Origin of the sequence: Methylomarinum sp. Ch1-1 (assembly GCF_030717995.2) — a bacterium.
Classification (GTDB): domain Bacteria; phylum Pseudomonadota; class Gammaproteobacteria; order Methylococcales; family Methylomonadaceae; genus Methylomarinum; species Methylomarinum roseum.
The window spans coordinates 2,875,882-2,888,785 of sequence record NZ_CP157743.1; the positions used below are offsets into that span (position 1 = coordinate 2,875,882).

At 49.3% G+C, this 12,904-nt stretch carries 12 protein-coding genes and 1 pseudogene; 5 read left to right on the forward strand and 8 right to left on the reverse strand.

Going from position 1 to position 12,904, the window contains the following annotated elements; genetic code table 11:
• Positions 1-660: 660 nt before the first annotated feature.
• From Q9L42_RS13250 to Q9L42_RS13265, 4 genes and pseudogenes are all read left to right on the forward strand, one after another.
• The gene (locus Q9L42_RS13250; protein ID WP_349431223.1) at positions 661-2,337 is read left to right on the forward strand and encodes an ATP-binding protein; all 1,677 of its coding nucleotides are present in this window, start codon (positions 661-663) and stop codon (positions 2,335-2,337) included.
• 189 nt (positions 2,338-2,526) lie between these two features.
• A pseudogene (locus Q9L42_RS13255) lies at positions 2,527-2,748 on the forward strand (ISNCY family transposase); the annotation flags it as partial.
• A 94-nt stretch (positions 2,749-2,842) separates the two neighbouring features.
• Positions 2,843-3,592, forward strand: coding sequence for an IS5 family transposase (locus Q9L42_RS13260; RefSeq protein ID WP_305906342.1), 750 nt, complete (start codon positions 2,843-2,845; stop codon positions 3,590-3,592).
• The gene (locus Q9L42_RS13265) at positions 3,543-4,682 is read left to right on the forward strand and encodes a transposase (RefSeq protein ID WP_305907910.1); all 1,140 of its coding nucleotides are present in this window, start codon (positions 3,543-3,545) and stop codon (positions 4,680-4,682) included. Before Q9L42_RS13260 ends, Q9L42_RS13265 begins: the two co-directional genes overlap by 50 nt.
• A 382-nt stretch (positions 4,683-5,064) precedes the next feature.
• On the opposite strand, the gene Q9L42_RS13270 is transcribed toward Q9L42_RS13265, so the two are convergent.
• Together Q9L42_RS13270 and hcp are read right to left on the reverse strand one after the other, a co-directional pair.
• Entirely contained in the window at positions 5,065-6,093 is a 1,029-nt protein-coding gene (locus tag Q9L42_RS13270; RefSeq protein ID WP_305907909.1) for an FAD-binding oxidoreductase, read from the reverse strand.
• 15 nt (positions 6,094-6,108) lie between these two features.
• Positions 6,109-7,773 (reverse strand): hydroxylamine reductase, encoded by a 1,665-nt coding sequence (hcp, locus tag Q9L42_RS13275; RefSeq protein WP_305907908.1) that lies wholly within the window; start codon positions 7,771-7,773, stop codon positions 6,109-6,111.
• A gap of 94 nt (positions 7,774-7,867) precedes the next feature.
• Between hcp and Q9L42_RS13280 the strand changes: the two genes are divergently transcribed.
• On the forward strand, positions 7,868-8,557 hold the full coding sequence (locus Q9L42_RS13280) for a Crp/Fnr family transcriptional regulator (RefSeq protein ID WP_305907907.1): 690 nt from the start codon (positions 7,868-7,870) through the stop codon (positions 8,555-8,557).
• Between the two features lie 686 nt (positions 8,558-9,243).
• On the opposite strand, the gene Q9L42_RS13285 is transcribed toward Q9L42_RS13280, so the two are convergent.
• The 6 genes from Q9L42_RS13285 to Q9L42_RS13310 all read right to left on the reverse strand — a co-directional run bounded on the left by Q9L42_RS13285 (position 9,244) and on the right by Q9L42_RS13310 (position 12,790).
• On the reverse strand, positions 9,244-9,807 hold the full coding sequence (locus tag Q9L42_RS13285) for an HvfX family Cu-binding RiPP maturation protein (RefSeq protein ID WP_305907906.1): 564 nt from the start codon (positions 9,805-9,807) through the stop codon (positions 9,244-9,246).
• Positions 9,800-10,612, reverse strand: coding sequence for an HvfC family RiPP maturation protein (locus tag Q9L42_RS13290; protein ID WP_305907905.1), 813 nt, complete (start codon positions 10,610-10,612; stop codon positions 9,800-9,802). The genes Q9L42_RS13285 and Q9L42_RS13290 overlap by 8 nt, the downstream gene beginning before the upstream one ends.
• A 9-nt stretch (positions 10,613-10,621) precedes the next feature.
• Positions 10,622-11,470: an HvfB family MNIO-type RiPP peptide maturase gene (locus Q9L42_RS13295; RefSeq protein ID WP_349431224.1), complete on the reverse strand. Its 849-nt coding sequence runs from the start codon at positions 11,468-11,470 to the stop codon at positions 10,622-10,624.
• 15 nt (positions 11,471-11,485) lie between these two features.
• The gene (locus Q9L42_RS13300) at positions 11,486-11,809 is read right to left on the reverse strand and encodes an HvfA family oxazolone/thioamide-modified RiPP metallophore (protein WP_349431225.1); all 324 of its coding nucleotides are present in this window, start codon (positions 11,807-11,809) and stop codon (positions 11,486-11,488) included.
• A gap of 296 nt (positions 11,810-12,105) precedes the next feature.
• Positions 12,106-12,507, reverse strand: a complete 402-nt coding sequence (locus tag Q9L42_RS13305) for a phosphate ABC transporter ATP-binding protein (RefSeq protein ID WP_349431226.1) — start codon at positions 12,505-12,507, stop codon at positions 12,106-12,108.
• Entirely contained in the window at positions 12,398-12,790 is a 393-nt protein-coding gene (locus Q9L42_RS13310) for a hypothetical protein (RefSeq protein WP_305907903.1), read from the reverse strand. The genes Q9L42_RS13305 and Q9L42_RS13310 overlap by 110 nt, the downstream gene beginning before the upstream one ends.
• Positions 12,791-12,904 lie beyond the last annotated feature (114 nt).

Sequence of the window (12,904 nt, forward strand, 5' to 3'; positions counted from 1 at the left end):
AATGGCCGAGTAAAGGAAGACTGGCTAGGTCGGGTCGGATAATTCATCCCGTCCCGACGCTGGGCATATTTACTGTTTTAGGAATGAGTTTATGCTTTAATACTAATCACGAGTGAATTCCGCCTCTGCTAATTCATGCCTTTTAAGGTACAAAGCATGTTGGAAGAATGACGTATGGACTAAGTCGAAAATTCCATCGCCGTCAAACATAAGAGTTCATATCCGGCGAATTAAGATATACAAAACGTAAAAGTTAAGATATACAAAACGTACTGAAGTTTCCCAGTTTTTAGGGGGGTATCCTGACTTGTAGGGGTATTTTTTAATGGATTTGCCATGTTTCACGCAAACCCTGTTAAAAATAATGTCGCTCTAGACGCTACAACGGATTACTTCCGAATTATTAGGAAACTTCAGCAAAACGTAAAAGGGGAGCTTGCATGGCAATCACCGCAATGCCAGTGGACCAACGGGTCATCGATATCGATTCGCGCCGCTTCGCTTCTGTAGAGAAGGCCTTGGTCGAATTGATCACCAACTCCGATGACAGTTATGCTCGACTAGAAAATTTCGAAACCCAAGTGACTGGCCGCATACTCATCGAATATCAACGTCATAAGGCCGGGGGGGGTGCTGGTAGTCAGCGACCAGGCGGAAGGGATGTCATTCAAGCGGATCTGCTCGATTTTGGCCTATGGAGGCGCCCACAGCCCTTTGGCGCGGGGAGAAGGTGGCGGGCGCGGATATTTCGGTCGTGGGCTGAAGCAGGCCATTTTTGGACTCGGTCACGGTTGGATCGAGTCCATACACAACGGACGATATTCCCATATTGAATTATTCCGCAGCGAGAATGGCGGCTATTTATATGACGATTCGGGAGGTGACCGATCGGCGGAAAAGGAAGACTATCGCCGTATGGGCATAGTCGGCAGCGGCACCCAAGTGACGATCGTCATTGAAAACAGCTACGTCAATATCTCCCATTACCGCACCGTTGTGCAGACGGTAGCCAATAATATCTATCTGCGCGATGTGCTGTCGCGACGCAATGTAGAACTGCTGAATATCCAACGAGGCAAAGAAACGGAACGGCGCGGACCTGTGCGGTATCGTGAACCGGCTGCTATAACACTGCTAGGACCAGATCAATCCGGTAACTTTGTCTATCAACGAGAGAGCTATCCGTTTACCCTGACCTTGAAACGCGCCCAGGATGAGGAATTAATACTGAAAGGCGATGAGCGGACCAATGGCTTGCTCGTCCTCTCAGACTCCGCGGTCCTCGACTGTCAACTGTTTGAATATGAAAGCCAGGTGGGAACCGAGTATCTTTTTGGCACGGTGCGTTGCCAAGCGTTGACCGATAAATTAGGCCAGGGCATGGCGATAATTAGCGACGAAAGAGAGGGATTGAATACTAAGAATGCCTTCGTCAGGGCTTTTTCCGAGGCCGTCAGCAGAATGATCGCGCCATATGTGTTGGCGGAGCAAGAAAAACTGAAGCATTTGCAGCGCGCAACCACGTCTGGACGGACCAGCCATATGATCGAGCATCTGCTCCAGCGCATGAGCCGGGCGGCGATTCAAGACTTGGGCATCGTACTGCCGCCTATGCCGGAAATGGAAACCGACGCATTCGAGCAGACAGAATTACCGGCAGCTCTGCGTTTTACCACGCCTTTCTATTATCGCAAGGTTAATTACCTTTTTCATGTCGCTTTGCTAGTCGATCACAATCAGTTTCCCGATAACGAATTTCTGAGCCTCGACTATCACTTGTCCGATTCGATGCGTATAGAGCCCGCGCCGACAACAGTACCGATCGAAAAGTACAGCGGCCTGCAGCGGCTAGAATGGTCAATCGTGGGTGATGTAGTAGGAGATCATGGTGAAATCAGTGCGCGCATCGGGAACTATTCGGCCTGGTGCGAGATCGTTATCGCCGAAGAGGCATCCGGCCGCCGCCATGGCTATTCCGCTCATGATGCAAAACGAAAAAAACCGCGAGATCACGGCGCCGATATGTTCGTCGGCTATGAGTTTCGGCGGCTCGATAATGCGTTGGAGAGAGCGGTATACAGTCCTGAGGAACGAAAAATCATCATCAACACCTCAGCGCCGACAGTGCAGCTGTATGTCGATGGCCGCGGATATTTTCGCGATGCGGCCAGGTTACTGCTGGCCGAGCTTTTCATGGATGTAATTTCAGATGAATTAGCTCGGCGTGCGGTTGAAAAATCAACCCGTAAGCGCAATGCCAAAGCCTATCGCGCGGTTAAACAGGATATTATTCACCGTTATGGCAGCGAAATCCATCTTTCGTTCCTGAACGCATGAGCAGTGTAGGCGACTGTCCATTGAGAACGTGGCTGCTCTGTATGACGACGGCGATTATAATTTAACATATAAAGTTTCGGAGTTGAAAAAATCATCATAAGACCAGCAATTCCCAATTTAAAACCCTGGTAAAATAGTGGCAATTTTAAACCTGTAAATCACCCCCCATAATCCCATAGGTCAATTCAAATGGACTTGGAAATAATTAACCAGATTCGCACTACCTTCGAAAACCTGCCTGACCACCGCAAACCCGGCAACAATCGGAAATATGCGGTGGAAGATGCCGCCCTGAGCGCCTTCTCGGTCTTCTTTACGCAAAGCCCGTCTTTTCTGGACTATCAGCAGCGAATGCAAAAGCTTCACAATCGAAACAATGCGCAATCAATTTTTGGTGTCCATCAAATTCCTTCGACTAGGGGCTGTTGCCGTTTTGTAACTTACCCTTGAATTTCAATAATTCCGCCTCATAACTTGTTTATTTTGAGCCAAAAACAAGCAAACTATGCCGCGACAAATGTTTACGGATGAACACTGGGGAAAATTGAAGATGATTATGTTGAAAATGGGGATATATGACAAACCCTTTCTTCGGCAAACAACCGAAGGGATTTTTTATCGTTTGCGCGTAGGTTGTCCCTGGCGAGATCTACCCAGTGCCTTTGGTAACTGGAATGCTGTTTATAAACGCTTCAATGAATGGTCTCGTAAAGAAAAACTGATGGGTATTTTTAACGAACTGATAGTTGAGCCTGACTTGGAATGGGAATTTATTGATGGAAGTATTGTGAAAGCTCATCAGCATAGTAGCGGTGCGGCCTATGGGCAAGAATCGGCGATTGGTAAATCTGTTGCGGGTAATACAACCAAAATTCATATGGCTGTTGATGCCTGTGGTCTTCCCATCCACTTTACAGTGACGGGTGGCGAAGTTCATGATTGTAAAGAAGCGCCAACCTTGGTCGCTGAACTGCCTAAAGCTGACTATATCGTTGCTGACAAAGGCTATGACAGTGAACCACTACGTGTTCAGATTCAAGACAAAGGAACTGTTCCTGTCATTCCAAGAAAAAAGAATTCAAACGTAGGGAATGATGATATGGATTGGTGTCTCTACAAATATCGTCACCTCGTTGAAAATGTGTTTGCAAGACTGAAACATTTCAGAGCTATTGCTACACGATATGACAAGCTCAAACGAAATTTTGAAGCTTCTGTGGCCTTGGCTTGCGCTTTTTTATGGTTACCTATGTGAAACGGCAACAGCCCCTAGCCAAATCGGCAACCTGCTGGATCCGATTGCACCGGAAACACTCTATCCGGTGTTGGCCGAGGTGGGTGACCAGCTTTACACGCAGGGTTGTCTGAAGCCGTTCATGAGTGTTGGCGGCACCTTGTTGGTGGCGATGGACGGCACCGATTCCTTCAGCTCGGAAAAGATTTCCTGTCCGTGCTGTACTCAACAAACGCTGAAAAACGGCCAAACCTTATACCGTCACACCGTCGTGACACCGGTGATTGTCGCCCCCGGGCAAAGCCGCGTGGTGCCTTTGCCGCCGGAATTTGTTCGCGTCCAAGACGGCGTCGACAAACAAGACTGCGAATTGGCGGCGGCCAAGCGCTGGCTCACCACGTGGGGTGCTCATTACGCTCCTCGAGGCATCACCGTGCTGGGCGATGATTTGTATTGTCACCAGCCGTTTTGTGAGGCCGTGCGTGCGCAGCACCTGGATTTTCTGTTCGTCTGCAAGCCTGATTCCCATGCGTTATTGTACGAATGGCTCGACGATTTTACCCGGACCGGCGAGGTCCAAACGCTCGAAAAAAGCCGTTGGAACGGCAAACAACGCCTGACCGAACGCTACCGTTATCTCAATCAAGTCCCGCTCCGCAACAGCGACGATGCGTTAATGGTCAATTGGTGCGAAGTGACGATCCTCAATGCCAAACAAGAAGTGGTCTACCGTAATGCCTGGGCGACATCACACACCCTCGACGAACACAATGTGATCGACATGGTCGCTGCAGGCCGCGCCCGCTGGAAAATAGAGAACGAAAACAACAATGTCCTCAAGAATCACGGCTATCATTTCGAGCATAACTTTGCCCACGGCAAGCAGCATTTGTCCAACTTCTTGGCGACCCTCAACTTATTGGCTTTCCTCGCTCATACCGCGCTTGAATGGTTGGACGAGGCTTACCGGGCCGTCCGCCATGCGGCGCCCTCCAGGCGCACTTTCTTCGAACAATTCCGAACCTTGCTTCAGTTCATGCCTTTTGATAATTGGCAGCATCTGATGCGGTTCATGCTATATGGTGAAAATCTAATACCCAGGAAAACGTAAGGTTTTAAATTGGGAATTGCTGTCATAAGACTCTCGCGAGCATTTCAAATAACTTAACCAATTCGGATCATGGAAAATATTTGAACCAAAGCATTAGATAGTTACGAGTGTATGAAATTACTCTAAAGCAGCCACTGAGAAATCATTTATTAACAATCGGTTGAACATCAGGTTTCGGCCATCAAGAGTCATTAACAGAGTCAAATATTTCGATAACTGAGCGTCAGGTAACTGCTGATTTTGAGTCATTTACGCAGAAACAAAAAATTACTGTCAAGTCATAGTCGATAGAGCAGTGATAAAATTCCCCCAAAGAAAAACAAAAGCCAAACAGTCAAAAACGTTTAGGTCTGTCGGCTTTTGATGGAAAGGGTATGATTTTTTATCCAAATTTTTCAGAATAAATTTTCTGTTCATCGATTCCCTGTGAGATCGCGACCTGTCTAGCCGCCGAGATCATTAGTGGTGGACCGCATAAATAGAGGTCATAACCGTCGGGCTTATCAGATAAAGACTGTTGTAAGGCATCGGCAGGCGTGCCGCGGAAGCCGTTGCTCCAGGCCTCTGCCGGTTTCCATACGCAAAGGGTCACGGTCAGACTGGGTAATTGTTGCTGTAGTTTTTCCAGTTCCTCGGTGCAAAACAATTCGTTTTCCTGGTTGACACCGAATAGTAGATGAATAGCTCTGTCCTCGCCCCATTCCGCCATACGCCGCAGGATAGAAAGGAAAGGTGCCAGGCCGGTACCGCCTGCGATAAAAATGGCTGGGCTAAAACTATCGGCTTGCAAACCAAAGGCGCCATTGGGGCCGTACACGTTGAGTATCTGTCCCGGTTGAGCTTGTTGGTTGAGGTAGTCGGAAAATTTGCCTTCCGGTTGCAGCCGAATCAAAAACTCCAATTCGCCATGCCAATTACCGGTATTAGCCAGGGAATAAGCCCTGCGAATGTCCGTGCCGGGGATTTCCAGCTCCATGCACTGGCCCGGCTCGAATTCCACGGCCAAGCCGGCTTCATCCTCAATCAGTTGCAACTTTAACCGCACCGTGCGTTCGGCGATCTTTTCCAAATGGATGATCGTCGCCTGTCGCATGTTTTGTTTGCCAAAACGGATATGAGCGTAATCGTAAGGCGCACTGATATGCAAATCCTGTTTCGGATAAGTTCGGCATAACAGTACCTCACCTTTAGCTACTGCCTCATTGGACAACACGGTATTGTTGAATTGGCCCAAAACGTATTGTCCACTATCGCAGTGACCGACACAGGCGCCACAGCCACCGTCCCGGCACAGGGACGGCAACTTGATCTCTACTTGTTCGGCAGCACTCACTACGTCGCAATCGTCGCTACAACCAAAGCTTAATTCATGTCCATCCCGCGTCGTTACTTTAATTTGATGTTCTGACATAGTGACGTCCTTGAATTAGGTGGCTGCGCGCATGGCATCCTGAATATCTTCCGCGGCGTTAGCGGTTGCCTTTAGATCGAACGCTTCGCCGAGTTTGGCCAATAATGCCGGCGTCAAAAACGCGGGCAAGGTGGGTCCCAAACGAATGCCACGAATACCTAACGACAACAAGGTCAGCAATACCGCAACGGCTTTCTGTTCAAACCAGGAAATCATCAGCGATAGCGGCAAGTCATTGACGCCGCAATCGAAGGCTTTAGCCAAAGCCCCCGCCACCTGGATAGCAGAATAGGCATCATTGCACTGGCCCATATCCAACAGACGGGGGATGCCGCCAATATCACCAAATTCATGGGTATTGAAGCGATACTTGCCGCAACCGAGCGTCATGACCACCGTATTGTCGGGAGCTTGTTCCGCGACATCCGTGAAATAATTACGCCCTGGTGCAGCTCCGTCGCAGCCGCCAACCAAGAAGAAATGTTTGATAGCGCCCGTTTTAACGGCATCGATGACTTTATCCGCCACGCTCATCACGGTATCGCGGCCAAAGCCAATGGTAATCTGTTGGCCAACCGTGTCATCCGTAAAACCCGGCAAGGCTTGAGCCGCTTCGATGACCGGGGAAAAATCGCCATTAGCGATATGTCTCAGCCCCTGCCAACCGACTGGACCGGCGGTAAAAATGCGGTGCCGATAAGCGCTATCGGGTTCAATCAGACAATTGGAAGTCATCACGATTGGGCCGGGAAACTGGGCGAATTCGTGCTGTTGATTCTGCCAGGCCGTGCCGTAATTGCCGACCAGATGCGGATAGGCTTTCAATTTTGGATAGGCATGGGCCGGCAACATTTCGCCGTGGGTGTAGACATTGATACCGGTATCTTTGGTTTGTTCCAGCAACTGTGCCAAATCGTGCATATCGTGACCGCTAACCAAAATGGACTTGCCCTTAACTGTACCCAGATTGACCGTACTGATTTCCTGAGCGCCGAATTTTCCGGTATTGGCGGCATCCAACATTTCCATAACTTTATAATTCAACTCGCCTATGCGCAGACACCAAGTCAGTAAGTCATCCGCATTGCTTGGATGTGACGCGATAAAATCCAAGGCATCTTCAAAACCGGCATAGATGGCATCATCTCGATAACCGAGCATCAAGGCATGGTAGGCATAAGCCGCTGCGCCTTTGATACCGTATAACAGCATGGCACGCAGACCGACGACATCCTCGCCCAATGATTGGACGTCTAAATTGATTGCGGCCAGTCTGGCTTGCGCTAACAGGCCGGGCATATTGGCTGCCGGTTGCCATTTCGCCTGTTCGGATACCGATTCAAGCGACGCGCAATCAGTCGGGTTAATTGATGCGTATTGCGTCTTGAGTTGATCGCGCCATTGAGCGGTTTCCTTGATCAATTGCACGAAGCGATTTGCGTTGAAATTGACGTTGGTCAGTGTTGTAAACAAGCCATACAGAATAAATTCATCGGCTTTGGTTTGAGGCTGGCCGGCTTGTCTCATACGCTTCGCAAACTGGGCGATTCCTTGCAGGCCGTAAATCATCAAGTCCTGCAGATCGGCAGTTGTTTCATCCTTACCGCAAACGCCTTTGACCTCATGGCAGCCGTTACCGTTCTCAGAACGAGTGGTTTGTTCGCATTGATAACAGAACATAGTGTCTCCTGGTGCTGGAATAAATGTTTAAAGTGGTTGCAAGAATAATGTGCCTACCGTTAAAGTGTCCTTGACTTAAATCAAGTGGGTTTTTATGCCAAATAGGATCAAGCAACAGTTAGGTAAGCATTATTTGTTCAGTATTCTGGATGACGATCAATTCATTCAAATTCTGTCAGGTGTTCAAAGGCTTGAACTGACAGAAAACGAGCACGTATTTCATTTTGGCGATGTAGCTCGATATTTTTACTTGCTCGATGACGGACAAATTCAACTGTACCGGCTATCGCCGATGGGCGAGGAAAAGGTGATAGAGATAATTCAACCGGGGCAAAGCTTTGCCGAGGCCGTGATGTTTTTTAAAATCAACAGTTACCCGGTCAGCGCCAAAGCCGTATTAAACAGTCAACTGTGGCGAATCGATATGAAGCAGTTTTTGAGCCTGCTGCAAGAGTCAAACGAACTCTGTTTGAGAATGTTGGGAGGTATGAGCAAACGACTGCATGCGGCGATTCAAGACATTGAACAACTGACCCTGCAAAATGCCAGCATGCGCGTGATTCAACTCTTGTTACAAGCGGCGCCAGAGGGCATCGGCAATCAGTACAGCCTAGATTTGGAAACTCCAAAACAAGTATTGGCTTCACGACTCTCGGTAAGACCAGAGACATTTTCCCGCATCCTGCAACAACTCAGTCGCAAGGAGTTAATTTCGGTACAAGGTAAAACCATACTCATTTTGGATTTCAAATCCCTGCAAAAAGAACTGAATTTTGTTCAATAATCGTGCTTGCTGTGAATTTGAAAGCGACAATTTCATGATGTCAGGTTACTGACGCTTACACTTATTCAAAATTCTATACACCGAAAGTCTCTCAGGATAGCTAAAAGTTGCCTCTCACTATCCAAACTTAATGACAGCTCATTGATGTAGTGCCGACATAGTTGATTGCCATAGGCGAACGGCAGCTTGGGGTCGGACCTGATGTTCAGCTGATCTAAAATGAAATTGTAACTATTCAGTATCTTTCAGGGTTTAGGGAGTAGACCATTGATTTCTCGGGACGCGTTCACCCAGCACCTAAATACCCTAGGTTATTGGCTATGATTAATAATCTTCGTTAATTTAGGTGCTGGGTGAATACATCCATGTAAGCAGCAATTCCCATCAGTTTGAGTATTTTTGCGGTGTTTAGGGCATGGGGTGTGTCTGTCGAGGAGCGCCGTAAACCCATCCCTGGGGGCTTGACGGCAGCATCCTTGCTGCCGACATCCTCGCCAAACACACCCCATGCCCTTTTTGAACGCCAAAGTGGGAATTGCTGCCATGTAAGCTCTGGCTGCAACGTCCTGTTGCAGACAGCCCGATAAATCAATAATTTACTCCCTCTGATAAAATACGCTGAATAATATACGCCTTAACATAGACGTAAACGAGTGTTTTCGTGCCTTGGACTTCCCCCTAAAATCTTATAGACGCCGAAATACATGGTCCAGACTCCAGCGTCCAGCGCCTCTGAACAACAACGGTAAAAACATGATTAGATAGAGCAGCGGAAGTTTATAGTTACCGAAACCTTTGCTGGAGATCGCGTAGCCACGCCACAGTTCGGACAGTGAACTCCATTCGGCCGGCCAATGTACGGTCTCGATCGCTACGATGGTTAAAACCATCAGCGATAAGGTGATGATTCGCGTCCCCAAGCCTAGCAGCAAAGCTATCGCGCCGATTAGTTCCAGCCAGGTTCCCATGAACCAGAGTGCATCGGTAGACAACAAACCGAACGGAAAAGGGAAGTTCAATTGGGCGAACCAGTTTTCGCCGTTCAGCTTCATCATTCCAGCCTCCCAGAATTCATAAGCCAGGATGAGCCGCAACAATAAAGGCGGTAATTGATCGGCATGCCGCTCCAACCAAGCGGTTACCCGACTATAGAAAGCGATGAGCGGGTTCTTTTTGATGGCACCGCAAAATTCAGCTAAAGAAACTGTATTTTGTCGAGTGGATAAGGTTTTAGTGTATTTGTCAGACATTGAGGGCTCCTACAATGATGTTTTGGTTATGCAGTCGTTTCAGTGTGTCGGCGCCATGAGTCAACAGGCTGTCCCGGTCATGCTGATTAATATCGTTCTGCAGCAAAGTAAGGGCTTTTCGACCGGACAATATTTGTTGTTTAAGCAGTTCGATCAAGCGAGCGGTAGCGGCATTGACCTCGATAAACTGAGGATTTAACTCCGGGTCTCTCAGGCCGATCAGGATAACGGTTTCGCGAGGATACGGCTTTCGCTGGCGTTGCCACGAAGACCAAGGCGACGTGATGGCATTGATGCGATGCACCGGATAATGGTAATACAGTAGATGCAAGACCGGGTTGAGAATGGGGACCTGCTCCAGTGGATCGGTCATCGCGATAAGGGGCGGCATCTGATCTTCAGGCGTCGTTTCCAAGAGCAATTCCATCCATTCGTAATGCGCCAATTCGATAATAAATTCGGGAAGTTCCGGTTCGGCCTTTCCGTTTACCAGAAAGTCGACGAATTCATCCGGAATTTCCCGGTATAAAGGCGATTGGCAACGGTGGCTGCGAATAAAAGCCTCTACCAATTGGCGCCATAGCGATGGACCCAACAAATCATGAGTAATAGGGAAACAATGCCGTAAGCTGCCGTCGATTTTGTTGTGCAGTAATGTGGCGTAAACACCGATTCCCACCGGCAATGTCGCTGGAAAGGGTTCATTTCTCAACGGATCCCGCAAATAATTGGCGAATTGCCATTGATAAGCCTGAAAGTGGGAGGGCTGCGCTTGGTTTGTTGATATCTTTTTCGTTGCGGTCATGGTTTCGTCCTAGGCGCTTTTTGCCAGCTTTGTTAGTAGCCATCGGTTTTGCAGGTTACTAATGCGCCCGACTTCATTCACTAAATCATTCAATGGCGGAATATTGAAGTCCCTTTCCAAGAGTGTCGGGAATAGGCCGAAATTGTCGTAAGCCAATTCCAATAAACGCCAAACTGGATTGATCACGTCCTGTCCGTGGGTGTCGATGATCAGGTCGGTTGAATCGCGGTCGTGTCCGGCGACATGGCCGTAGACAATTCGCTCCCCCGGCAAGCCCGACAAGAACATAGCCGCGTCATAACCATGATTGACGCTATTGACATAGATATTGTTAACGTCCAGGTGAAGCCAACAATCGGCTTCGTCGAGTACGGCGCGAATAAAACTCAATTCATCCATCTCGGAAATTGGCGCTTGAACATAGTAAGAAGCATTTTCCAGAGCGATGGGGCGCTCTAGTATGTCCTGTGTGCGGCGTACACGTTCCGCTACATAATGCACGGCTTCTTCGGTAAAAGGAATCGGCAGCAAGTCGTACAAATGTCCTTCGGCTGCGCAATAGCTGAGATGTTCTGTATAGAGACGAATCTGATGTTCATCCATAAAACGTTTAAGGCGTATTAAAAACGCCTCATCCAATGGGTCGGGACCGCCAATGTTCAATGACAGACCATGGGCGACCATCGGATAGCGTTCGCTGAACCAGCGAAAATCACGGGCTCTTTTTCCGCCCAAATCGAGATAGTTTTCAGGCGAGATTTCAAAAAAATCGATCACGGGCGAAGGCTCGGCCATCAACGGAAACATCAGTTCCCGCCGAAGGCCAAGTCCGGCCCCGTCCAGGTTGAGCTTGCTCATGACGGGACCTTTCTGTTATTGCTCGGAGTCAGGCGCAGTCATGCTGCCGCTGCAACCGCCTTCCTTCATCTTGCCGGCCCCGCATTTACCTTCGCTGCATTTGCCTTCTTTCATCTTTTCCATGCTGCCGCTGCAACCGCCTTCCTTCATTTTGCCTGCTCCACATTTACCTTCGCCGCATTTACCTTCGCGGCCCTTAGAACCCGCTTCCGCCAGTTGCATGGAATGGTCGATTTTCTGCATCGCGAATGGATTTTCATCAGCCTGTACTGCGTGGCCGCTCAATAACGAAATCGCAGCAACGCCGCTCAATGAAGCAATCAATTTATTTTTTTTCATGTTTGTCTCCGAATTTTGGTTGAATTGCAAGAAAATCGACCCGTTAAATTATCCGGATCGGTTCAAAAACTTGCACTGTTAAGTCGGAAAGACTTCTTAAACCTTACAAAATAAATTTGAAAGTGAGAGATATATTTTTGCCGACGATTTTTCAATCGTTGAGGCCGAATCTTTTCGCTCATGGATCGAATATTCATCCTCGATTGCCGTTAACATAAGCCGCGGTCAGTTCGTGCGCCGGGGCTTCGAAAACCTGTTGGCAGCGGCCGAATTCGATCAGGCAACCGGCCTGGTCTTTAAGCCAGAATAGCCCGGCATAATTGGCGATGCGGCGGGCCCTGTGCCAGATTATGGGTGACGATCACGATGGTGTAGCGCCCGCTGAGGCGCAGAATCAAATCCTCCACGACCCCGGAGGAAATCGGGTCCAGCGCGCTGCAGGGTTCGTCCATCAATAACGCCTTCGGTCTCAACGCCAACGCCCGGGCAATGTAGAGGCGCTGTTGCTGGCCGCCGGATAAGGCCTGCGCCGGCGAGTCCAGCCTGTCTTTGACTTCCTCCCACAAGCCGACGTCCCGGAGTACCTCCTCAACCCGCCGGTTCAGATCGGCTTGCCTGCGCAGGCCGTGTTCGCGCAGCGGCAACTCGATGTTGCGGCGGATCGATAACGGAAGCGGAGCGATGCTCGCCCATCGCATACGCCATTTCCAGGGCGATGTTGGCGGTCAGCGCCACGGTTATCATCAAGGCTAATATCAAAATCGCCGATAACAGACTGACGCCCGGCGGCTGCAGGCGGCCGATCAGCGGCGCCAGGGTCGTCAGCCCCCAAAAGCCGTAAACCACCGAAGGGATACCGGCCAACAACTCGATCAAACGGCGGTAGGCGGCGGCCAACCAAGGACGGGCATAGTAACGGCTGAACAACGCCGAGGCGATACCCAGTGGTGTTGCCAGCAGCGCACCCAGGCTGGACAACAACAGTTACGACCGCATGTTGTCCATCGGCTTGGATCGGGTTGAAAGATATTGGTGTTCACACCTATATGGTGTCGGATGATTGCGGCGAACCTTACATGGAGTTTCTCCGCACGT

Coding starts and splice junctions, on each gene's coding strand:
- Q9L42_RS13250 (WP_349431223.1), top strand. CDS start 661: ATGTCATTCAAGCGGATCTGCTCGATTTTGGCCTATGGAGGCGCCCAC.
- Q9L42_RS13260 (WP_305906342.1), top strand. CDS start 2,843: ATGCCGCGACAAATGTTTACGGATGAACACTGGGGAAAATTGAAGATG.
- Q9L42_RS13270 (WP_305907909.1), bottom strand. CDS start 6,093: ATGTCAGAACATCAAATTAAAGTAACGACGCGGGATGGACATGAATTA.
- hcp (WP_305907908.1), bottom strand. CDS start 7,773: ATGTTCTGTTATCAATGCGAACAAACCACTCGTTCTGAGAACGGTAAC.
- Q9L42_RS13280 (WP_305907907.1), top strand. CDS start 7,868: ATGCCAAATAGGATCAAGCAACAGTTAGGTAAGCATTATTTGTTCAGT.
- Q9L42_RS13285 (WP_305907906.1), bottom strand. CDS start 9,807: ATGTCTGACAAATACACTAAAACCTTATCCACTCGACAAAATACAGTT.
- Q9L42_RS13290 (WP_305907905.1), bottom strand. CDS start 10,612: ATGACCGCAACGAAAAAGATATCAACAAACCAAGCGCAGCCCTCCCAC.
- Q9L42_RS13295 (WP_349431224.1), bottom strand. CDS start 11,470: ATGAGCAAGCTCAACCTGGACGGGGCCGGACTTGGCCTTCGGCGGGAA.
- Q9L42_RS13300 (WP_349431225.1), bottom strand. CDS start 11,809: ATGAAAAAAAATAAATTGATTGCTTCATTGAGCGGCGTTGCTGCGATT.
- Q9L42_RS13305 (WP_349431226.1), bottom strand. CDS start 12,507: ATGCGATGGGCGAGCATCGCTCCGCTTCCGTTATCGATCCGCCGCAAC.